Source organism: Vibrio sp. G-C-1, assembly GCF_021728015.1.
Lineage (GTDB): Bacteria > Pseudomonadota > Gammaproteobacteria > Enterobacterales > Vibrionaceae > Vibrio > Vibrio splendidus.
In genome coordinates this window covers 1-23,509 of the sequence record NZ_JAKKCR010000006.1, presented here as the reverse complement: position 1 = coordinate 23,509, position 23,509 = coordinate 1, and the positions used below count along the sequence as shown (strand labels likewise).

Below are 23,509 nucleotides of genomic sequence, written 5' to 3'. Positions count from 1 at the left end.
CCTAGCTTAGTTAGATGCTGCCAATCTACATTGAGAAAGTGAGCGATTACTCTTCATCAGGGAACCACTGCTGCAGCAGATCTCGAGAGCGTTCTAACTCAGTTTGCCAAGTGTTGACGCCAACAATCGTTGGTTTTAGTAAGATCACAAGCTCAGTTTTTTGCGTCAACTGACTGGTATTACGGAACAAATGACCGAGTGCTGGGATATCGCCAAGGAATGGGACTTTCGACGTTATATCACTGGTGTTTGATTTCATTAATCCACCAATCACCACAACATCACCATCTTGTGCACGAATCACTGAGTCAGATTCACGAATAGAGCTTTTTGCCAATGGAAGTGAAACAATACCTGTAGTTGAACCAAGATTAAGCTCTTTCACCTCTTCTGCAACCTCAATAACGGCTGGGTGGACATGCAAGAACACACTGCCTTTATCATCGATCTGAGGTGTCACATCTAAAGAGATACCAGAGAAGAACGGAGTTAACTCAACCTCAGGGGCCACATTCGCGTTATCACCACTACCAACTGCACTTGATAAGTCAGTTACGTAGTATTCGTCGGTACCCACTTTTATCACTGCTTTTTGGTTATTAGCAGCAGTCACCCTTGGGCTAGATAGGACGTTCAAGTCACCCTGTGTACCCATGAAACTCAATACTGCTTCAAAGCTACCACCAGAGACAACAAGGTTAGATTGACCACCTAAAGCAGCACCGATTGGGTCCATACCTGGCAATGTACCCGGGATAATTGCACCAGCGGCATCTTTAACAATAGAGCCCATACCTATCGTATAGTTAGTACCATTCGACGAGAACATCTTGGTCCAGTTGATGCCTTGTTGATAGCCATCACTTAAGGTCACTTCCATGATTTTGGCTTCCAAGATAACTTGGCGCTGCAAACGCTTCTGAGAAATGCCTAAGAACTCTCGAACCTCACGAATTTCGTCAGGGTAAGCACGAACCGTAATCACGCTGGCTTGTGGCGTTACCACTACGCTTTGCCCATCACCAGAACCAATGAGGTGAGCAACTGCCGCTTCAAGCTGTGGCCAGAAATCACTTTCAGAGGTCGTTTCAATCTCTGTTCCGCCATTCGATGTCGAATTCGATGAGTTAGAAGAGTTGGATGAATTTGACGAGTTTGAGTTCGAGCTTGAAGAGCTCGATGAATTCGAATCTGAGTTAGAGATCGTTCCGGTGGTGATGGTCGTCAATGAGCGACCTGAACGCTTCACTTGTAAGTAATCAACCGGGATCGTAACCGTGCGCAGACCAGCAGGGTAAATCTGAATAACTTTGCCACGTTTTTCTATATCGTAGCCATACATATCCTGAGCAACAGCCAACACTTCATCTAACGTCACGTCAGTTAAATTAAGAGTAAGGTTTCCAGACACTCCAGGGTGAATAGCCGCGCTGTATTCAGTGCCTTTTACCAAGCTAGCAAAAAAGGTTCTCGCTTCAACACCTTTAGCTTGAATACGAAAACGCTTAACGGTTTCCATACCCGGAGACATGGCATCCGAATTAAGCTGAGGCATCAGGTCATCTTGTACCGACGAAGGAAGATCACGAAGCGCTTTGCTATTCGCTTCATTAATCGATTCGTTTAAAGACTCTTTGATCTCAACGGGATCTCGATGCCCCATCGAACAGCCGACTAAAGATGACACTAGGATTGCTACTACAAGTTTACGCATGTCTTCACTCTAACCTTAATTATTCTTAACATCTAAAGAGAACATCTCTAATTTCCACTGCTTAGAGCTTCTCTGCAGAGTGACGTATTCTGGATCTATGTTCTTAACTCGGTACCCTCTGATCGTTTCTCCTTGACCGAGAATCTGACCATTCATAATGGCATAGCAAGGTGTATCGCCTTTGCACACAATGCTTTCTAGAGAAGGTAAGCGGTAACGAGTTGGCGCCTTTTTAGCTGACGTTGTTTTTTGTTGTGGCGTCAACCAGCCTAATGGTGCTGTAGGATCCTGTTCGGCCCAAGCCATTTGGCTACTAAAAAGTAATGACAACAAAAGAGTTCTAACCACCGATAAACTCCTGTCTAGTACCTAGTGTGTAAACCTCAAACACCAGTCGAGCTTTAGGGTATTCTTCGACCGAATACTGAAATGTGCGCCAGTAATAACTGACAGGAAGAGACTCAAGCGCTTGAAGATAAGCGGAAATATCAAAGTAACTGCCCGTTAATTCCATTCTTACAGGGTGAAGAAAGTAGCCTGAATATTCACTGGTCTCTTGATTATTCGAAATCGCTTCTGGTTTTAACGACTCTAGCGATTCGAGCTTAAGTCCATTTCCGGCATTAAGAACACTCTCCAATAGCTGAGACATTTGAGAAGGCGTGATCAGTCCATCGACAATCTGGGAAAGCTGAAGTGACAGATCTTGGCTCTCCACCAGCAGTTTTTTGTACTCTCGATTAATGTCTTTGTCTGGGTCTTTGTTTAACTTAGCTTGAAGAACGAGCAACTCACCTTGCTGTCTCTGGTTTGCCTGAGTCAGATTCATCGTCTTTGCATTTTTAGCCTGTAAATCGAGATACGCAGGCTCAACCAACAAGGTGAACAACAACATGAATAGGCCAACAAAACCACACACGAAAAGTAGCCATTTTTCTCTCTGACTTAATGCAAGAAACTTATCGCTGAGCTGGTTCCACTGCTGCATTATTTACTCTCCCTGCGAGTACTTAGCTCAAACGTCACCACATCCTGATCATTGCGACCAATTTTTAGTTTTTCAAAAGCACGTCCAACTAAATTAAGCTCACTTTTAAACTGACCAATCCAGTTAGGAACCACATTTGCGTTACGAGCAAAGCCACTAAGATCTAAAGTATCGTGAGTCATGTAGATGTGCGAAAGAGAGATGTCATTTCGGCCTAATTTAGCTAAGGAATTCATGACGCCAGAATACCCGACTTGTTGTGATTCGTCGTATTGTCCTACCGCCTTCAAAGCCTCTTTTTTAGCCTGAGTCTCACGTTTGAGACGCGCAACTGCCGCCACTTTCTCTGGAGACGGTTTATGCTGAGTTAACTTACTATTCAATTGGTTAACTTGCTTGTTAAGCTGGTTCGAGTCATGTTGCAAAGCTGTTAGGGCTTTATCTAGATTAGAAGCTTGATACTGCATTACAAAGTAACTACCAAGTAGCAGCACACAAACAAGCCCCCAGCTCGCAATAACATTGGTCAGCGTAAAATATTCTTTCTTAGGCTTGAGATGTTCAGGGTAAAGATTGACATTAAAAGCCTCTTTTTCAGCCGCGAGCTTAACCAACAAGCCCTCTGAATTATCACGTTCACCTTCAACAAGTAGAGAAACTGTCGAACTCAATGTGTTATTTAACGCGCCCTGTAACTCAGACTCATCTTCCTCATCACAGCAGATTTTCAACTGATGAAGTTGAGTACCTTTAATTTGAGAAGAAAGGTAATCAATCGAGCGTTGGAGCTCTAGAGCAAGACCATCTAACTGCAGAGCGCTTGATGCAACACCCGTTAAAGGTGGAACAACACTACGGATGGTTCTTTGAAAGCAAACAGTATTTTCAACAAACGCACCTAGCTTAAAGTGTGAATTGGCGCTGCGCTGCAAAAGGATGAAATTAGACAGTTCGCCAGCACTGTAACCCCAGATTTCATCTTCAGGAGCAACGCCTATTAATTCAACCTGAACCGAGTTAGCAATATTCAAAAGCTTGTCTAACAGCTTTTTAGGCAGAACATATACTTGCAGCTTATTCGACGTCGGTAACGCGACCGCACTCGCGATAATTTCAGTCACTCTTTCAGAGACAAGATCTTTGAGTAAAAAAGGCAGGGCAACCGACCATTCACTCTCTGGAATGTCCGGTTTATCAATTTGGTAGGTTTGGTAGTAGTTAGCACAGACAATCAGCTGGAGGCTATTACTGGTAAACGCCTCACTGCTAAGCGATTTTTTTAGCGCACTCTCCCAGTCCCCATTAACCACGGGAGTGCTGGTTACTTGAGGTTCTTGTTCTGTCGATGAAATATAAATGGCATCGTTGCCTAACATGACAACTTGAGAGCTGCCTTTATTATTCGTTGGCTTTATCTTGTCTAAAATCGCTTTAAAATTCATTGTTAACTACTACTCTTGCGCCATCGATTTCTTCGTCCAACTTTCACAACAGATTCCGCTTTCGCGACCTTTTCAGCTTGATTAGGCAAAGGGATAATTTGTTGTTCTTCGTCGAAATATCTCCCTTGATAGCCGTTAATGCCTAACTCTATCAAGGTGTTCTTTTCTTGTTTAGTCTCGACTCCAACGGCAATAACTTGAGTTGGAGAGTCACCGCATGCCCCAATTAAGCTTCGGACAAACAGTTGGTTCTCATGCCTTTGATCGATTTTCTTTATTAAGCTTCGATGAAGCTTAATATAATTGACCTTTAAGTCTTTTATATAGTGAGTGCTAACAATGGTTCGTCCAGCTTGGCCAACCACAACTTTACACCCTAAACCTCGCAGCATCTTTGCCACCGGTCTCATATAATCAAGATGGGCAATCAAGTGCCCTTCTGGAAACTCAAACGCAAGCTGAGAGCGGTGCTGAGCAGAGAGCTGTAACAACTCACTTCTAAACCACTTAAAATGCTGTTTATTCGCAAATGGAGTAACATTCAGATTCACCGAATAGTTGAGAGGCTGAGTTGACTCTTTCAGCGATTTCAACAAAACCTTTAGAACCGATTGGTCCATTTGAGCTTGATAACCCACTTGCTCTACCGCAGGCATAAATCGAGACGATTTCAATAAACCTTTATCAGGATCCTGAATTCTAGTGAATATTTCTCTATGTAATTCATTAGCTTGACCAGATTCCGGCATAAGATAACATCGCTGAGCAAAGATTACTAAATTTTCAGGAAGCAGCGCTTTATCCAATAATGTTCTCCAACGAACGCTGCCTCTATCCAACTCATTTGTATTCTGCTTAGGGTAACGGCTCCAGTTATTAATACGCTCCAGCTGGGCACTCTTTAATGCTGTTTCCGTTTCATCCATGATCTGACTGTGACGCTCACCTTCGGTATACATGGTTACGCCAATATGGCACCAATTATCAGAATCTAAAGGCTCTGGCGGGGTTAGTTTATCTAACTGCCTTAAACACTGAGCCGCCAAGGTAGCAATATCTTTAGCCCCTTGATGCGGAATAAATACGGCAAAATCAGCATCGTAATAACGAGAAAAAATAACATCAGGATAGCGTTGAACAATATTCGACAATACTTCGCCAACTTCGATAATAAAGCCGTCAGTGATTTGCTTGTCATTAACATCACGAACTTGCTCCCATTCGTCGATACGTATCAATAACACACCACCTCGAGCACCGCTTTCATGCAAAGCCGATTCAAGCTTGTTATCGAATAAGACTCGGTTTGCCGTGCCTGTGAGTTTGTCTAGGAAGGTATGGGTACGAATAAAGGTATCGAAGCGGCTTCTTTCTTGACGAGCATCTTGCAGCTCTTCGATCAAGACATCCAAGGCTTCACTTGCCGTGTATGGCCATTCAAGTTCATCTCCCTTTGCATGAGCCTCAACTTGCCCTGCGAGGATCATTCTTCCTCGCTCTTCCAAGATCTCAGAACCCATCAACTGTTCCTTCAACCAACGAACACCACGAGCCAGACAGAAAAGGATCAATGCAACTGCCAAAGTAATTGACCACATTGCTTCCATTGAGTAGCTATAACCAATATAAGGAGGCAATGCTTTAAACTCGATTCGATAACCTTCATTGCGCTCTAGAATGAAGCTTCTTTCATAAAGACGATTGGGATCAATTTGTGGGGAGGTATCTTTGAAACGATAAACGATGCCAGTCTGGTTTGAGAGTTTCATCTCAACAATATTGCTCGCCTGCAACATCTTAGGCATCCAACGCTGCATCGAATACGCGGCGTCAGGATCTTCCATCTCTTTATCTACAACGTCGACAATACCAACCAAATAATGGTCTAAATATTCCTGTCCGATACGCTTAAAAGAAAGTGTGCCACCAATAAAAAGAATGAACATCGCACTGATCACTATCACAGTGACAAATGCGACCAATCGAGTGCTCAATTTTAGTGTTGGGGTATATCTCATGAATAACGAAATCCTTTTCAACTCACATTATACCGTATTGCTACTTATACTATAAATTGACGTTGTAAATAAAGCGTTAAGAATTCTAGGTAACAAAAAGCCGCGATAAACGCGGCTTTTTCCAATTTAATACTGTCTTTATAATATATTAAAAACAGGGCTTAAAATGGGATGTCATCATCAAAATCCATTGGCGGCTCATTATATTGAGGTTGAGCCTGCTGAGGAGCTTGTTGAGGTGCTTTCGGCTGCTGTTGAGCTGGAGCACTGTATTGTTGTTGTGCTTGTTGCTGCTGTTGTGGCTGCTGTGGCTGACCCCAACTACCTTGCTGTTGGTTGTTACCCATACCACCTTGAGCAGGAGCACCGCCTTGAGCACGACCGCCAAGCATTTGCATTACACCGTTGAAGCCTTGAACAACGACTTCTGTTGTGTAGCGATCTTGACCGCTTTGATCTTGCCATTTACGCGTTTGAAGTTGACCTTCAATGTAAACTTGAGAACCTTTACGTAGGTACTCACCAGCAACTTCCGCCAGCTTGCCAAACAGAGCAACACGGTGCCATTCTGTTTTTTCACGCTGTTCGCCAGTTGCTTTATCACGCCATGACTCTGACGTTGCAATGGTAATGTTCGCTACTGCACCGCCATTGGGCATGTAACGAATTTCAGGGTCATTACCTAGGTTACCCACTAATATAACTTTGTTAACTCCACGGCTAGCCATGATTTGCTCCGTCTAAATTCATAGTCTCAGAAAATTTTAGCGCACAAGAATAGCATGCTTTTCTGCAGTGATAAATCGCATTCCTATTCTCGCCTCACTACAAAGAATAAAAACGTAACAAATCATGATATTCAGAGCGATGTTGCTTTTTTCTCCACTTACAAACCACTCATTTACTTTGATAATTGATATTCAACGCAAGTCACCATTAAGGCGCTAGAGAAGCGAAAGCATGCATGACAACGTGAAATCTCATCCCAGTTCAACAAGGAATTTCAATGAGAAAATCTCGATACGCTCGCACTTTGCATTTTCTGTGCATCGACCCAAACGACACCTATCTACATGTAAAAGAGATAGAAAAGCACTTATCTATTATTCTCTACAAAATGACACCGGACGATTTGATGTTATTTGATCGAAAGCAGAGCAACCGAATTTTACTGGTTGATTACAAAGAGGTGCCTCGATTAATCAACCTTCATCCAAATCTACCTGTGATGTGGAAAAATCATGAGATCATTCTATTCAACGTCCCCAAAGCTCTTCCCACATCGGAGTTGATTACGTTTGGCGTATTAAAAGGTCTCTTTTACAACTCTGAAGAGAAAGCCAAAATAGCGAAGGGGCTTGAAGAGGTCATTAATGGAGACAACTGGCTACCTAGAAAAGTGGCAAGCCAATTACTCTTCTACTATCGAAATATCGTGAGCACCAATACCACCCCTACTAATGTCGACTTAACCATTAGAGAGCTGCAAGTGATTCGCTGCCTTCAATCAGGCTCATCAAACACGCAAATAGCCGATGACTTGTTTATTAGCGAATTCACCGTCAAATCTCATCTTTATCAAATATTTCGTAAGTTAGCCGTTAAGAATAGAGTCCAAGCTATTGCATGGGCAAACCAGAACTTGCTTGCATAATTGATCAGCCTCTTAAACTGACGATAATTTTGAGGAAAACTCTAGTGAACCATACGGATTGTTGCTGAATTTTCGACATAACTTATGCTAGAGTTGCCCTCAGAAATATCAACCATTCAGGTTGAATCAATAATTATTATAGATAAAGGGTCTTATCATGATCAAAAAGTGCCTTTTCCCGGCAGCTGGCTACGGTACACGTTTTTTACCTGCAACTAAGTCAATGCCGAAAGAAATGATGCCTGTCGTAAACAAACCTCTGATTGAATACGGCGTTGAAGAAGCAATTGAAGCCGGTATGGATGGTATGTGCATCGTGACTGGCCGTGGTAAGCATTCATTGATGGACCACTTTGATAAGAACTATGAGCTTGAGCACCAGATCAGCGGCACCAATAAAGAAGATTTGCTGATCAATATCCGTGAGACGATTGAAGCAGCAAACTTCACGTACATTCGTCAACGTGAAATGAAAGGCCTTGGCCACGCTATCTTGACGGGTCGCGAGCTTGTGGGTGATGAACCTTTTGCAGTAGTGCTTGCTGATGACCTTTGTGTTAACGAACAGCAAGGCGTACTGGCTCAAATGGTTGCACTATACAAACAGTTCCGTTGCTCAATCGTTGCTGTACAGGAAGTACCTGAAAACGAAACACACAAGTACGGCGTTATCTCTGGCGAAATGATTAAAGATGATCTTTTCCGTGTTGATGACATGGTAGAAAAACCAGAACCAGGCACTGCGCCAAGCAACCTAGCAATCATTGGCCGTTACATTCTGACTCCAGATATCTTTGAGCTTATCGAGCAGACTGAACCAGGCAAAGGCGGCGAAATCCAAATCACTGATGCATTGCTAAAACAAGCAAAAGCAGGTTGTGTGTTGGCTTACAAATTTAAAGGTCAACGTTTTGACTGCGGTAGTGTTGAAGGCTACATCGAAGCAACAAATTACTGCTTTGAAAACCTATACAAAAAAGACCAGCAACAAATCGAGCTAGGTAAGCACTCAACAACAAAAGAAGCTTAATCGCTAATTTTGGCTTACTCGCTGTTTAGCTATTGATCGGCTTAACTATTGAGCTATTGAGCTATTGAGCTATTGAGCTATTGAGTTAACAGCAATTAGCGGTTAGTTAACAGCACATTAAATGATTCCAAGGGTGACTCAAAAGAGTCGCCCTTTTTTGTTTACTGTTTTTTTATCCAGTAAAACTTTGCACAAATCTCACTCTATGTAATACTTTAGCCACTTAAAATTACATGGTCTATTGAGATGGATAAAATAGAAATTAGAGGCGCTCGTACGCATAACCTCAAAGACATTAACCTAACCATACCCCGTGATAAGCTGACGGTTATCACTGGTTTATCAGGTTCAGGAAAGTCGTCACTTGCGTTTGATACTCTCTATGCGGAAGGTCAACGTCGTTATGTTGAGTCTTTGTCGGCTTACGCCCGTCAATTTCTATCTCTTATGGAAAAACCCGATGTCGACCACATCGAAGGTTTATCTCCAGCCATCTCGATAGAACAAAAGTCGACCTCTCACAACCCTCGTTCAACCGTCGGTACCATCACTGAAGTCTATGACTACCTTAGATTATTGTACGCGCGAGTCGGCGAGCCACGCTGCCCTGATCACAATATCCCCCTCGCAGCGCAAACCATCAGCCAAATGGTCGACAAGGTATTAGAACTGCCTGAAGGCTCAAAGATGATGCTGATGGCACCGATCGTCAAAGAACGTAAAGGTGAGCATGTAAAGACACTGGAAAACCTCGCTGCGCAAGGCTTTATCCGAGCTCGTATTGATGGCGAGACTTGTGATTTGTCCGATCCACCCACATTGGAACTGCACAAGAAGCACACCATTGAAGTTGTGGTAGACAGATTCAAGGTTCGTCCTGATCTTCAACAACGTTTAGCCGAATCGTTCGAGACCACATTAGAGCTCTCTGGTGGCATCGCAGTTGTCGGTTGGATGGATGATAAAGAACAAGAAGAGATCGTGTTCTCAGCTAACTTTGCTTGTCCAAAGTGTGGCTACAGCATGCAAGAACTTGAGCCGCGCCTATTCTCATTCAACAATCCTGCAGGTGCATGTGGTACTTGTGATGGACTTGGTGTTCAACAATATTTTGATCCAAGTCGAGTGATTTTAGATGAGAGCCTAAGCATTGCAGAAGGTGCAATAAAAGGCTGGGATCAAAAGAATTATTACTATTTTCAGATGCTAACGTCGCTATCAGACCATTATGGTTTTGATCTTTATGCTCCGTTCAACTCTTTACCAAAGAAAACTCAAGATATCATCCTCAAGGGCTCTGGTAGAACTGAAGTTGAATTCAAATACATCAATGATCGTGGTGATATCCGAGTCAAACGTCACCCATTTGAAGGTATTTTAAATACGCTGGAACGCCGTTACCGCGACACTGAATCTAGCGCGGTGCGTGAAGATCTTGCCAAGTACATATCAACGAAGTCGTGTTCTAGCTGTGATGGTACGCGCTTAAGATTAGAAGCTCGAAATGTCTTCATTGGCGATACCACACTGCCAGAAATCGTTCAGCTCAGCATTGCTGATGCACTAGAGTTTTTCCAAAACTTATCGCTCAGCGGCCAGCGTGGTCAGATCGCTGATAAAGTAATGAAAGAGATCAATGATCGTCTGCATTTCTTGGTGAACGTTGGTTTGAATTATCTGAACTTATCACGCAGTGCAGAAACACTGTCTGGTGGTGAAGCGCAAAGGATTCGTCTAGCAAGTCAAATTGGTGCTGGTTTAGTGGGTGTTATGTATGTACTCGATGAACCATCAATTGGCCTCCACCAGCGCGATAATGAACGTCTACTGCAAACTTTGGTTCACCTCAGAGATCTAGGAAATACCGTGCTTGTTGTTGAACATGATGAAGACGCAATCCGTTGTGCTGACCATGTTATCGATATCGGCCCAGGTGCGGGTGTGCATGGTGGACACGTGGTCGCAGAAGGCACCATGCAAGACATCATCGAAAACCCGAATTCTTTAACCGGGCAATACCTGAGCGGCGCCAAAGAAATTGCGATACCAAAACAAAGAACGCCTATCGACAAGAAAAAGGTCGTCGAGATCGTTGGCGCGACTGGGAACAACCTAAAGAATGTCACTGCTACGATCCCTGTAGGCTTGTTCAGCTGTATTACGGGTGTATCGGGGTCAGGTAAATCGACTCTAATCAATGACACCTTCTTTAAAGTCGCTCACACTCAATTAAACGGTGCAACAACCGCAGTTCCGGCGCAGCACAAAAAGATAAAAGGCTTAGAGCATTTCGACAAAGTGATCGATATTGATCAAAGCCCTATCGGTCGCACCCCTAGATCAAACCCTGCAACCTACACTGGTATTTTCACGCCAATTCGTGAGTTATTTGCCGGTACCCAAGAATCACGATCTCGTGGCTACAAGCCAGGTCGATTCAGTTTTAACGTTCGTGGTGGTCGCTGTGAAGCGTGTCAGGGAGACGGTGTCATCAAAGTAGAGATGCACTTCTTGCCAGATGTGTATGTGCCGTGTGATGTGTGTAAAGGTAAGCGTTATAACCGTGAAACTTTAGAAGTTCGCTACAAAGGCAAAACCATTGACGAAGTTCTAGAGATGACCGTAGAAGATGCTCGAGAATACTTCAACCCTGTTCCTGTTATCGCTCGTAAGCTGCAAACGTTGATGGATGTTGGCCTTTCCTACATTCGCCTCGGACAAGCAGCGACGACCTTATCTGGTGGTGAAGCGCAACGCGTTAAATTAGCGCGTGAATTGTCTAAACGAGACACGGGAAAAACCTTATACATTCTTGATGAACCAACAACAGGTCTTCATTTCCACGATATTCAGCAACTATTGACGGTATTACATAGATTGCGTGATCACGGCAATACGGTAGTGGTGATTGAACACAACCTCGATGTCGTCAAAACAGCAGACTGGATCTTAGACCTTGGTCCAGAAGGTGGTCAAGGTGGTGGTGAGATTGTTGCAGAAGGTACACCTGAAGATGTGGCGTTAGTCGAAGGTTCGCACACTGCTCGCTTCCTTAAGCCTATGTTAAATTTGAAGTAGGTGTAAAATAGCGCCCTGCGAGCAGACAGAAAAATGTTAAAGTAACAGAGCTTGTTTCAGAAGGAACAAGCTCTGTTTTTATAAGGTTAGGGATTTATGGCAACAATACACACTAGCGGTACCCAACTAGAAAATCAGGTAACTCAGCTACCACTCAATAAAGCATTTCTGGCTTCTTTAGCTGTTGTATTCTTGTTAGCCATGCATTTTTTCATGCCGAATCCTGGAGGCTCAGGCCTTGCGTTATCGTTTAACCCAACCACTTGGTTAGCTCTTAGTTTTACGTTAGCAATTGGCTTCTACCAACTCGCGACTAACCGAGTACTTAAATATTCCAAGTTAACCGTTGGTTTGCTGATCAGTTGCGTGATACTTACGCTACCCACGCTCTACAGTAACGCCTGTCCTCAAGCCGCATCTGGTCGGCTACTGGGATTGTGGGCGGGCTTCGCTTTATTCGTCGTACTTCAGCAATTTAAGTTCAGCAATAAACACAAGCAACGCATGTTGTGGTTCATTGTGCTTGCTGTGGTTATACAAGCACTCTTTGGTTACGTGCAATATTTCTTACTGGAACCCGGCAATCTATTTGGTTACAACACTGCGGCTAATCGACCTTATGGGATATTCCAACAACCGAATGTAATGGCTAGCTTTTTAGCTACTGGTTTTGTGCTTTCAGCGTATCTTTTAGCGAGACAGCCCGCTAAATATAATCACAAAATTAGCGAGTCATTCTTACTATACCTAACCCCGACCTTAACCGTACCTTTGCTGATCATCATCGCATCACGTACCGGATGGTTGGCTGCCGTCATTGGGTTTGTCTGCATTCTGCCTTATCTATACAAATTCTCGACCAAGAAACGCTTCTACGGATGGTGCGCATCAGTGCTCGTCGGTATCGTGGTCGCTTTTTCGGTAATCAGCCTCAGTACAACTGATAGCCTCGCAAGTAAAAGGGCTAACTTAGAAAGCCCACGAGCTTATACCTTTCCACAAGCGCTAGACATGATGATCGAAAAGCCATTTACAGGGTATGGCTACGGGAAGTTCGAATCCGAGTACACGCTATACACAGCTCGCCAGCATCAACTCAACCCAAGTTATCATCCCGGCCTTCCTTCAATGGATCACCCACACAATGAGTTCCTGTTTTGGGGGGTTGAAGGTGGAATAGTACCAATCATCGGGATCTTGATTGCTGCAGTGTTGGTGATGTCACGCATAACAAGCTCAGCGAAAGGAACACGTCTAGCACTACTCGCGCTATTTATACCGATACTCTTACATTCTCAGCTCGAGTACCCTTTTTACCACTCAGCGATTCACTGGATAACATTCATCATCTTGATTTACTGGGTCGATCAACGAGCTTCTCGTCACTATCAACAGCCGTTTAGTATCGTTAGTAAAACCCTGTTTAGAGTGTCTAGCTTGGTGGTTCCGATCTTGGTGAGTTTCTATATGTTGAGCGCGCTGCATACCAATTATGTCCTGACTCAATTTGAACTTTCTAAACCCAGAAACCCGGATATTCTTAAGCAGGTAACGAACCCTGTAGTCTGGAAAGATCGCTATGATTGGGACGTATACAGCACCTATCTAAATATCGGCCTCTACAAAGCTGATCCTAGCTTGATCCAACCTTATATAGATTGGTCGTTAGAGATCATAAAACGTAAGCCAAGGCCTGCTTTCTACAGCAACCTGATTCTTGCGTATCAAGGATTGGGCGATCACAGTAAAGCAGAACAAATTCGTAGTGAAGCGAGCTTCTTGTTCCCAAATAGAGACTTTTCCAAGGTTCAATATAAGAAAATATCGGAAGCTGAAAACAACATTTCTTCTGCTAAATGACGCCACGGAATCTAGAGTTAATTCACCATATTGACGTTTAGTCTAGACACAAAAAAGCGCACGTTCTCTCGTGCGCTTTTCTTTTGAACTTGAGTTTATTACCGCTATTTTAAAACGTCTTGCAACGCTTTTAAGCACAAAGCGACATTCTCTTTTCGAGCGCCATAACCCATTAAACCAATACGCCAAGCCTTGCCAGCCAAAGAACCAAGTCCTGCGCCAATTTCAAGGTTATATTCTTCTAGAAGTTGTGTTCTGATTTTGGCTTCATCAATTCCTTCAGGGAAATAAAGCGCATTGAGCTGCGGAAGACGACTCTCTTCATCAACCACAAACTTTAATCCTAGTGCTTCTACGCCTTCTTTAAGCTCTTGGTGCATCGCATGGTGACGTGACCACGCATTATCCAGGCCTTCATTTTTCAATAAAACCAACGACTCATGCAGAGCATACAGGCTGTTCACGGGTGCCGTATGGTGGTAGCTACGCTTGCCTTCTCCACTCCAGTAACCCAGTACTAAGCTTTGATCTAGGAACCAGCTTTGTACTGGAGTTTGACGTGCCTTCATCTTCTCAACCGCACGTAGAGAGAAAGTCACTGGAGACAGGCCAGGAACGCAAGATAGACACTTTTGACTACCTGAATACACCGCATCGAGTTGCCATTCATCAACCAACAATGGCACACCACCTAATGACGTCACCGCATCCACAATCGACAACGCATCAAACTGACGAGCGACTGCTGAAATCGCTTGAGCATCCGATAACGCTCCAGTAGACGTCTCTGCATGCACAAATGCGACAGCAACTGCATCAGGGTTTTCTGCCAATGCCTTTTCGACCTTTTCAACGGAAACGGGCTTGCCCCACTCATCATCTACAAGGATCGCTTCACCACCACAGCGCACAACATTCTCTCGCATACGTTCACCAAAAACGCCATTGCGACAAACAATTACCTTCTCACCGGGCTCAATCAAGTTAACAAAACAGGTTTCCATACCGGCGCTGCCCGGCGCAGAAACAGCAATCGTAAATTCATTCTCTGTTTGGAATGCATACTTAAGAAGTTGTTTCAGTTCATCCATCATCGCGATAAATAACGGGTCGAGGTGACCAATAGTTGGACGGCTCAAGGCCTGTAAAACTTGAGGAGAAATGTCTGAAGGCCCCGGCCCCATTAACGTTCGGTGTGGCGGATAAAAGCTCTCGATAGCAGTAGTGAGTGTTAAATTAGACATGTACATCCCTTACGTTAATGTTGTGAACAATCCACCCTAAAGCAAATCGATACCGTCATCAATTAGCTAAAAGTATTGAGGTCACACCAGTGTCACATAATTGTTAAAATTATTTTTTAAATATCTCCAGTTACGGATTGACATTGTTACCGCAAACACGTTCAATGAAATGGCTATCTAGCAGAAGAGGAGCACTGCCCAGGCAGATGTTTTGTGGAACCGCATTTCCAATACAAAGCATCAAGGGGGAGCAGTGCCGAGATAATAAAAGGATGCAGGACCTTTATTATCGGTTGAGCGGGCTGAATCCCGGCAACTGTCGCCATTTCTATATGGTGAAGAGCTTCTGAGGTTACTATTCTAATAATTCCTCTCTTTTTGCTCTAAATACTCTCTTCGAAAAACATCGGACGTTGGATTACCCAACAGTAATTTTATTTTAGGAAGTCGTGGGAGATATATCGTGAGTGCATCTAATGTAGCTGGTTCTTTTAATGTCGCTAAGTTTGGTGGAACAAGTGTTGCCAACTTTGAAGCAATGAGCCGTTGTGCTGCCATTATTGAAAATAACTCGAATACGAAACTGGTTGTGAGCAGCGCGTGCTCAGGCGTCACCAACTTGCTGGTTGAGCTAGCGAATGGTGTCCAAGACAAAACTCGTCGTCAGGAATTATTGACGCAATTGACTGACATTCATAACGCGATTCTTGATCAGCTAGCTGACCCAATTAGCATTGAAAAAGATGTGCACTGTATTCTCGATGACATTGCGAGTGCAGCCGAAGCGGCATCATTCCAAGCCAGTACCAAACTCACCGATCACCTAGTGGCATGTGGCGAACTGATGTCGACACATATCCTCGCTCAAATCATTCGCGAGCGTGGCACACCCGCTGTCCGTTTTGATATCAGAGAAGTGATGCGCACCAATGGTGACTTCGGCAAAGCAGAACCACAGTTAAAAGATATTGCAGCCTTAGCGCAACAGAAATTGATTCCACTATGCCAGCAGCAAGTTGTCGTTACCCAAGGCTTTATCGGCGCCGATAGCGAAGGTAACACCACAACGCTAGGTCGTGGTGGTAGTGATTACTCAGCAGCACTGATTGCAGAATCTGTACAAGCGATTGGTTTAGAAATCTGGACTGATGTTCCGGGCATCTACACCACGGATCCACGTATCGCATCGAAAGCATCTCCTATCCCAGAGATCAGCTTCAGCGAAGCATCGGAAATGGCAAACTTTGGCGCGAAGATCTTACACCCATCGACTCTAGTCCCGGCACTACGCCATCAAATTCCGGTATTTGTCGGCTCATCAAAAGCACCAGAGCTCGGTGGCACATGGATTCGTCAACAAGTTGAAAGCTCCCCTCTGTTCAGAGCGCTTGCCCTACGCTGCAACCAAACCATGGTTACGCTACGCAGCGCCAATATGTTCCATGCTTATGGCTTCCTCGCAAAAGTGTTCGAGATCCTCGCTAAGCATAAGATCTCTGTCGATCTTATCACTACCTCAGAGATCAGTGTCTCACTCACTCTCGATCAAACAGATACATCGGGTGGTGCTCCTCAGCTACCAGAAGCCGCTCGAATTGAGCTTGAAGAGCTGTGTTCTGTGGATATTGAACACGACCTATGCCTTGTTGCTCTTATTGGCAATAACATGAGTGAAAGCAAAGGCTATGCGAAGCAAGTATTCGGCACGCTTGAAGACTTCAACCTACGTATGATTTGTTACGGAGCGAGCCCACATAACCTGTGCTTCTTGCTTGATGAATCTGTCTCCAAGTTAGCGATTCAAAAGCTGCATCAAGAGCTGTTTGAATAAAACGACGGTTGCTCGATTAGTTTAAAATCACCAAACGACAGATACAAAAAGGGTTGCTCTTAAGCAACCCTTTTATTTTTACGAATCAAAACCCGTTATAGATTCAAACTAGTTAATGTTTGGACCTAACCACTTCTCAGCTTCCAACATATCCCAACCTTTACGATCAGCATAGCTATCCACTTGATCCTGTTGAATCTGTGCAATAGCAAAGTATCGGGCATCAGGATGAGAGAAGTACATACCAGACACAGAAGCACCTGGCCACATTGCGTAACTCGTGGTTAGCGACATGTCGATTGCTTTTTCAACGTCCATCAACTCCCACAACGTGCCTTTCTCTGTATGCTCTGGGCAAGCAGGGTAACCCGGGGCTGGACGAATACCTTGGTACTTCTCTCGAATCAAATCGTCGTTAGACAAATTCTCATCAGGTGAGTAGCCCCAAATGTCCTTTCTCACTTCTTTATGCAAGTATTCAGCGAACGCTTCAGCCAATCGGTCTGCAACCGCCTGAATCATGATCGCGTTATAGTCGTCGCCTTTCGCTTTGTAATCATCAGCCAGCTCTCGCTCACCAATACCACCCGTTACTGCAAAACCACCAATCCAATCCGCTTTACCGCTGTCTTTTGGCGCAATGTAATCTGACAAACAGTAGTTAAATCCTTTGGGCTTTTCGGTTTGCTGACGAAGGTTGTGCAGAACCTTTAATACTTCAGTACGCGATTCATCGGTATACACTTCAATATCATCGCCAACACTGTTCGCTGGGAACATGGCACACATACCACGAGCTTCAAGCAACTTCTCTCTTTGTACTCGATCTAATAAATCATTGGCGTCTTTAAATAAGCGCTTCGCCTCTTCGCCTACTTCTTCATGATCAAAAATTGCCGGGTACTTACCAACCAAAGACCACGTCATAAAGAATGGGGTCCAGTCGATGTGCTGACGTAAAGTAGCCACATCAAAGTCCTTGAAGATGTGTACTCCCGGTTTAGCGGGTGCAGGGGGAGTATACGCATTCCAATCGATAGCAACTTTATTGGCACGCGCTCTCTCTAGCGAGACTGGCTTAGTGCGCGGCTTTTTTCGGTTGTGTTGATCGCGAACGCGATCGTAATCAATATCCAACTTCTCAACAAATGCAGGCTTCAGTTCGTTAGAGAGTAGAGAAGTACACACACCAACAGCACGTGAGGCATTGTTTACGTAGACCACAGGTTCAGAGTAGTTTTGTTCAATCTTAACGGCTGTATGCGCTTTAGATGTGGTTGCTCCGCCAATAAGAAGAGGCAGTTTAAAGCCTTGTCTCTCCATCTCTTTAGCCACATGAACCATTTCATCAAGAGAAGGAGTAATCAAACCCGAAAGGCCAATGATATCGACGTTCTCTTCTTTAGCGACTTTAAGGATCTTTTCACATGAAACCATTACGCCTAAATCGATGATTTCGTAGTTATTACACTGCAAGACAACGCCCACAATGTTTTTACCAATATCGTGAACATCGCCTTTTACGGTCGCCAGTAAGATTTTTCCGTTAGTTGCACCAACGTCTTTGGTTGCATTAATAAATGGCTCTAGATGGGCTACCGCTTGCTTCATAACACGAGCAGATTTCACCACTTGAGGAAGGAACATCTTACCTTCACCAAAGAGGTCACCAACTACGTTCATGCCATCCATTAATGGACCTTCAATTACCTCGATAGGACGAGAAGCATTAACACGAGCTTCTTCGGTATCTTCAACAATAAAGTCGGTAATACCTTTCACTAAAGAGTGTTCTAAGCGCTTTTCTACTGGCCAAGTACGCCACTCTAAAGCCGATTTATCTTCAACTTTCCCCACTGCACGCTCTAGATACTCAGTCGCAATATCGAGCAAGCGCTCTGTTGAGTCGTCTCGGCGGTTTAGAACCACATCTTCAACGGCTTCACGCAAATCCTCAGGCACATTGTCGTAAATCTCAAGTTGCCCCGCATTTACAATGCCCATATCCATACCATTTTTAAAACAGTGATATAGGAATACCGCGTGGATTGCCTCACGAACGTAGTTATTACCGCGGAAAGAGAATGAAACATTCGACACACCACCCGAGATCATCGCATGCGGAAGATCGCGTTTGATATCCCCTACTGCTTCAATGAAGTCGACCGCATAGTTGTTATGCTCATCAATACCAGTAGCCACTGCGAAAATGTTTGGGTCAAAAATAATATCTTCTGGCGGGAAACCGACTTCATCAACAAGAATATTGTAGGCATTGGTACAAATCTCGACTTTACGCTCTCGAGTATCAGCCTGCCCTAGTTCATCGAACGCCATCACAATGACTGCTGCGCCATAACGACGAACCAGTTTAGCTTGCTCGACAAACTTTTCTTTCCCTTCCTTCAATGAGATAGAGTTAACGATGCCTTTACCCTGAATACATTTCAGGCCCGCTTCGATAACTTCCCATTTTGAAGAATCGACCATAACTGGTACTTTCGAGATCTCTGGCTCAGACGCACATAGATTAAGGAATTTAACCATACACGCTTCAGCGTCTAGCATCCCTTCATCCATGTTGATATCGATGATCTGAGCGCCGTTCTCAACTTGCTCTCGAGCAACACTCAAGGCTTCGTCGTAAAGCTCTTCTTTAATCAATCGCTTAAATCGAGCAGAGCCGGTAACGTTAGTACGCTCACCGACGTTTACAAATAGAGACTCTTTGGCAATCGTTAATGGTTCTAAGCCAGATAAACGGCAAGACACTGGCAAATCAGGTAATTGACGTGGAGTTACGCCTTCAACGGCCTCAGCCATGTGACGTATATGTTCTGGCGTCGTACCACAACAACCACCAATTAGGTTCAAGAAGCCACTCTCGGCCCATTCCTTAACGTGTTCAGCCATATCTTCAGGAGAAAGGTCATACTCACCGAATGCATTAGGTAAACCCGCGTTAGGGTGAGCGGAAACGTTACATTCTGAGATACGAGACATCTCACCAACGTACTCTCGCAGTTCGTCAGGGCCTAATGCACAGTTCAATCCAAATGAGATAGGTTTAACATGACGAAGGGCATTGTAGAAGGCTTCTGTTGTTTGCCCTGAAAGCGTACGACCTGATGCGTCAGTAATGGTACCGGAGATCATCACTGGAAGAGTAATACCCACTTCTTCAAAAACAGATTCAACCGCAAAAGAACATGCTTTTGCATTTAACGTATCGAAGATAGTTTCGATAAGAATAAGATCTGAGCCGCCTTTGATAAGTGCTCGTGTCGATTCGGAGTAAGCTTCAACAAGCTCATCAAAGCTAACATTACGATAGCCCGGATCATTAACGTCTGGGGAGATAGAACAAGTTCGGTTAGTTGGACCTAACACACCCGCTACGAAACGAGGTTTGTCTGGGGTCTTTGCCGTCCATTCGTCTGCCGCTTCACGAGCTAATTTTGCAGCTGTAAAGTTAATTTCTTCGCTAAGGCTTTCCATATCGTAGTCGGCCATAGCGATGGTTGTAGAGTTAAAGGTATTGGTCTCGAGGATATCAGCACCGGCTTCCAAATATTCCATATGGATATCTTTGATAAGCTTAGGTTGTGTAAGTACCAAAAGGTCGTTGTTACCTTTTAAATCACTATGCCAATCAGCAAAGCGCTCACCACGATAGTCTTGCTCTTCCAATTTATAATCCTGAATCATGGTACCCATGCCACCATCAATCAGTAAAATTCGTTGCTTCAACAGAGCGTCAATCTTTTGCCTTACATTACTTCCCACGGTACAACCTCATTCCTTTAATTATCTCTCCATCCTACCACACATTAAAAAGGAGTCTAGACGTCTAAAAGATGAAATTGATTACCAAGTCATGACAAAAAAATGTTTGCTATTTGAGCATGAGACAACGAAAATTCATATTCATACTTTGTTACATGTTGGGATCCCAATGTCGGTCTATTACACCTTATGCTTCTTGTCCGCAGCTGCCATGCTTATTGCTTTCGTGAATACCAAAATTGGTAAAATGCAGACAACCATCGCCATTACAGCTGGCTCAATGATGTTATCTCTATTAATTATCATTGCGGGACAAAACAATTGGTTCCAATTGGCTGACATCGCCTCAGAAACCGTTGCCAGTATCAACTTTGAAGATTTCCTCCTGAAAGGAATACTGGGGTTCTTACTCTTTGCAGGTGGTTTGGGGATTAAATTACCTAATCTAAAAGATCAGAAATGGGAAATAACGGTACTCGCTCTTGGCGCTACACTATTTTCGACATTCTTTATTGGCTTTGTACTGTATGGATTCTGTCAGTTTATCGGTATTCAATTTGACTTAATTTATTGCTTACTTTTTGGTTCTCTAATCTCTCCAACCGATCCAATCGCTGTATTAGCAATAGTGAAGAAGCTCGATGCTCCCAGACGAATCTCTACTCAAATCGAGGGAGAATCTCTATTCAACGATGGTTTTGGCCTAGTGATCTTCGTTACCCTATTTACCATTGCGTTCGGAACAGAAGCACCGACTGTAGGTAGCGTGACCATGTTATTCGTCCAAGAGGCTATCGGTGGTATCGTCTATGGCTTTGTTCTAGGTTTAATATTCCATTACCTAATCAGCAACACCGATGACCACTCGATGGAGCTGCTATTAACCATAGGTATTCCGACAGCTGGTTATGCCTTTGCTGAAGTCCTACATGTATCAGGACCGTTAGCAATGGTGGTATCAGGTATCATGATTGGTAACTGGACGCGCTTTATTGGATTCTCGAAAGAGAGTGAGGATCACCTAGACCACTTCTGGGAATTGATAGATGAATTCTTAAATGGCGTATTGTTCTTATTGATCGGTATGTCGATGTTGCTATTCAAATTCCACCAAGAAGACTGGATCTTAATGGCGTTCGCAGTACCTCTAGTACTAAGCGCACGCTACCTAAGTGTTTTCTTATCTTATATCGGATTCAAACGCTTTAGAACTTACAACCCTTGGTCAATCAAGATCTTAACTTGGGGTGGTTTGCGTGGTGGTCTAGCTCTAGCCATGGCACTTTCAATTCCTTCAGGTATCTGGGTGATTGAAGACAAGGCAATAGATGTTAAAGAGATAATCCTCGTCATGACATACGCTGTCGTTGTGTTCTCAATCTTAGTCCAAGGTTCAACAATTACTCCAATGATAGAGAAAGCGAAACAAGCTGAGAAAGAATTGGATTAACACCGAAAAATATAAAACTAGGCTGCCTAATTTAGGTGGCCTTTTTTATATCTAATGAAAGTCAGATTCGCCGATTCCCTCACTGAAAATCTAGCTGAAAGGTATACATGAACAATAGAACTTACCACGGCGTTTACTGCACTGTTATTGAAGCAACCAAAAGCCTTTATGTTGGGTAAACATTAGATTTAATCGGGACTAAAGCGAAGACGAATGGTGTTTAATCACGCTGCCGACGATATTATAAAACGCTCTTAGCCAGCAATCTTTCCGGAAGTGAGGCTATGCAAAGAACTCGTTTTTTGCAACGCAAGCGAGTCTACCCACTTTAGAACAGACTTCAGTTGTATAAGCATTCCTTCCGGAAAAATAATTAGACTCAAGGCCTAACAGGTATAGCTTTAGTCACTACCAGAAACTACGGAGCGAGATGAGTGCTGAACGAAAGCTCTAGTGTTCGACTAAGCCTTTAAATACGGCAAGGTTGTATTTAGTAGGTATTAAGCGATTCGATTAAATAGGGGGAGCTAAAGGAGCACTTAATACTTCTAGCGTTACATTAAAGGTGACAGGCATAAAAAAGGCTCTAGCATTTCTGCTGGGACGCGCAGTCTAGAGCCTTAAATATGGTAGGACTGAACTGAGCCAGTACTCCGGAGAGTCGACTGGGCTGGCGAACCTGAACCTGGGACTCGCCTAGTTCTCCCAACATTGCTTCTAGAAGCAACAGATGCAAAAAAGCCTCAGCATTTCTGCTGAGGCTTCGTATATGCCAGGAGTAGAGGTTTAGACTACAACATGCGCTGTTTTGGTAAGTCGGGGAATCCGCGGCTCTGCTAATAGCGTATATTAGATTTAGAAAGTAAAAAGGCTTTAGCATTTCTGCTGGGACGCGCAGTCTAGAGCCTTATATATGGCAGGGGTGGACTGAGCCGGCACTCCGGAGATTCGACTGGGCTGGCGTTCCAGCTCACAACATTGCTTCGAATAAGCAACAGACGTAAAAAAGCCCCAGCATTTCTGCTGAGGCTTCAAATATGGCAGGGGTGGAGAGATTCGAACTCCCAACACGCGGATTTGGAATCCGCTGCTCTGCCAATTGGAGCTACACCCCTAAAACTTTTTATTACTTCAGATTCGAAAAAACCTCGCACTAGGCGAGGTTATCGAATAAGTGGCGGAGTGGACGGGACTCGAACCCGCGACCCCCGGCGTGACAGGCCGGTATTCTAACCAACTGAACTACCACTCCGCAGTGGTCAACTCACTAAGTGAGCGTCCATATCTCCAGGTTGGTCAACCTAAAGATTTAATTTAAAGCCTGGCGATGTCCTACTCTCACATGGGGAAACCCCACACTACCATCGGCGCTATTGTGTTTCACTTCTGAGTTCGGCATGGAATCAGGTGGGTC

General features: G+C 44.1%; 14 protein-coding genes, 2 tRNA genes, 1 rRNA gene and 1 riboswitch. Of the genes, 6 read left to right on the top strand and 11 right to left on the bottom strand.

The genetic code is table 11. From position 1 onward, the window contains the following. Positions 1 to 46: 46 nt before the first annotated feature. The 6 genes from mshL to L3V36_RS10595 all read right to left on the bottom strand — a co-directional run bounded on the left by mshL (position 47) and on the right by L3V36_RS10595 (position 6,890). Positions 47 to 1,714, bottom strand: a complete 1,668-nt coding sequence (gene mshL, locus L3V36_RS10620) for a pilus (MSHA type) biogenesis protein MshL (RefSeq protein ID WP_017096093.1) — start codon at positions 1,712 to 1,714, stop codon at positions 47 to 49. Positions 1,715 to 1,729: 15 nt separating this feature from the next. After that, positions 1,730 to 2,062, bottom strand: coding sequence for a hypothetical protein (locus tag L3V36_RS10615; protein WP_004735948.1), 333 nt, complete (start codon positions 2,060 to 2,062; stop codon positions 1,730 to 1,732). Beyond that, the gene (gene pilO / locus L3V36_RS10610) at positions 2,055 to 2,702 is read right to left on the bottom strand and encodes a type 4a pilus biogenesis protein PilO (RefSeq protein ID WP_017092364.1); all 648 of its coding nucleotides are present in this window, start codon (positions 2,700 to 2,702) and stop codon (positions 2,055 to 2,057) included. Before pilO ends, L3V36_RS10615 begins: the two co-directional genes overlap by 8 nt. Beyond that, entirely contained in the window at positions 2,702 to 4,144 is a 1,443-nt protein-coding gene (locus L3V36_RS10605) for an MSHA biogenesis protein MshI (protein WP_102576014.1), read from the bottom strand. Before L3V36_RS10605 ends, pilO begins: the two co-directional genes overlap by 1 nt. Positions 4,145 to 4,146: 2 nt before the next feature. After that, positions 4,147 to 6,162 (bottom strand): RNase E specificity factor CsrD, encoded by a 2,016-nt coding sequence (gene csrD / locus L3V36_RS10600; protein ID WP_004735952.1) that lies wholly within the window; start codon positions 6,160 to 6,162, stop codon positions 4,147 to 4,149. 161 nt (positions 6,163 to 6,323) lie between these two features. Next, complete coding sequence (locus tag L3V36_RS10595; protein WP_017078845.1) at positions 6,324 to 6,890, bottom strand: single-stranded DNA-binding protein; 567 nt, start codon at positions 6,888 to 6,890, stop codon at positions 6,324 to 6,326. A 278-nt stretch (positions 6,891 to 7,168) separates the two neighbouring features. Here L3V36_RS10595 and L3V36_RS10590 point away from each other — a divergent pair, with 278 nt between their 5' ends. The 4 genes from L3V36_RS10590 to L3V36_RS10575 all read left to right on the top strand — a co-directional run bounded on the left by L3V36_RS10590 (position 7,169) and on the right by L3V36_RS10575 (position 13,784). Beyond that, positions 7,169 to 7,816, top strand: coding sequence for a LuxR C-terminal-related transcriptional regulator (locus tag L3V36_RS10590; RefSeq protein ID WP_017084684.1), 648 nt, complete (start codon positions 7,169 to 7,171; stop codon positions 7,814 to 7,816). 157 nt (positions 7,817 to 7,973) lie between these two features. Next, the gene (galU, locus tag L3V36_RS10585; RefSeq protein WP_004735975.1) at positions 7,974 to 8,846 is read left to right on the top strand and encodes a UTP--glucose-1-phosphate uridylyltransferase GalU; all 873 of its coding nucleotides are present in this window, start codon (positions 7,974 to 7,976) and stop codon (positions 8,844 to 8,846) included. Between the two features lie 246 nt (positions 8,847 to 9,092). Continuing rightward, positions 9,093 to 11,924 (top strand): excinuclease ABC subunit UvrA, encoded by a 2,832-nt coding sequence (gene uvrA / locus L3V36_RS10580; RefSeq protein ID WP_102576015.1) that lies wholly within the window; start codon positions 9,093 to 9,095, stop codon positions 11,922 to 11,924. Between the two features lie 96 nt (positions 11,925 to 12,020). Next, positions 12,021 to 13,784 carry a PglL family O-oligosaccharyltransferase gene (locus L3V36_RS10575; protein ID WP_208774762.1) on the top strand — a complete coding sequence of 588 codons (1,764 nt, stop codon included), beginning with the start codon at positions 12,021 to 12,023 and terminating at the stop codon, positions 13,782 to 13,784. A 104-nt stretch (positions 13,785 to 13,888) separates the two neighbouring features. On the opposite strand, the gene L3V36_RS10570 is transcribed toward L3V36_RS10575, so the two are convergent. Further along, positions 13,889 to 15,028 carry an alanine--glyoxylate aminotransferase family protein gene (locus L3V36_RS10570; RefSeq protein ID WP_065606694.1) on the bottom strand — a complete coding sequence of 380 codons (1,140 nt, stop codon included), beginning with the start codon at positions 15,026 to 15,028 and terminating at the stop codon, positions 13,889 to 13,891. Positions 15,029 to 15,204: 176 nt separating this feature from the next. After that, a riboswitch (Lysine riboswitch) is annotated at positions 15,205 to 15,382 on the top strand. A 109-nt stretch (positions 15,383 to 15,491) separates the two neighbouring features. Here L3V36_RS10570 and lysC point away from each other — a divergent pair. After that, positions 15,492 to 16,859 (top strand): lysine-sensitive aspartokinase 3, encoded by a 1,368-nt coding sequence (gene lysC, locus L3V36_RS10565; protein WP_004735980.1) that lies wholly within the window; start codon positions 15,492 to 15,494, stop codon positions 16,857 to 16,859. A gap of 108 nt (positions 16,860 to 16,967) precedes the next feature. Here the strand turns inward: lysC and metH are convergent, their stop codons facing one another. Beyond that, positions 16,968 to 20,645: a methionine synthase gene (gene metH / locus L3V36_RS10560; RefSeq protein WP_102456369.1), complete on the bottom strand. Its 3,678-nt coding sequence runs from the start codon at positions 20,643 to 20,645 to the stop codon at positions 16,968 to 16,970. Positions 20,646 to 20,814: 169 nt separating this feature from the next. Here metH and L3V36_RS10555 point away from each other — a divergent pair, with 169 nt between their 5' ends. Next, complete coding sequence (locus L3V36_RS10555; RefSeq protein WP_017078851.1) at positions 20,815 to 22,095, top strand: sodium:proton antiporter; 1,281 nt, start codon at positions 20,815 to 20,817, stop codon at positions 22,093 to 22,095. Between the two features lie 1,038 nt (positions 22,096 to 23,133). Here the strand turns inward: L3V36_RS10555 and L3V36_RS10550 are convergent. The 3 genes from L3V36_RS10550 to rrf all read right to left on the bottom strand — a co-directional run. Beyond that, positions 23,134 to 23,210: transfer RNA gene (locus tag L3V36_RS10550), tRNA-Trp, on the bottom strand. Between the two features lie 60 nt (positions 23,211 to 23,270). Further along, positions 23,271 to 23,347, bottom strand: a tRNA-Asp gene (locus L3V36_RS10545). A 67-nt stretch (positions 23,348 to 23,414) separates the two neighbouring features. Then, positions 23,415 to 23,509, bottom strand: a 5S ribosomal RNA gene (gene rrf, locus L3V36_RS10540); the annotation flags it as partial.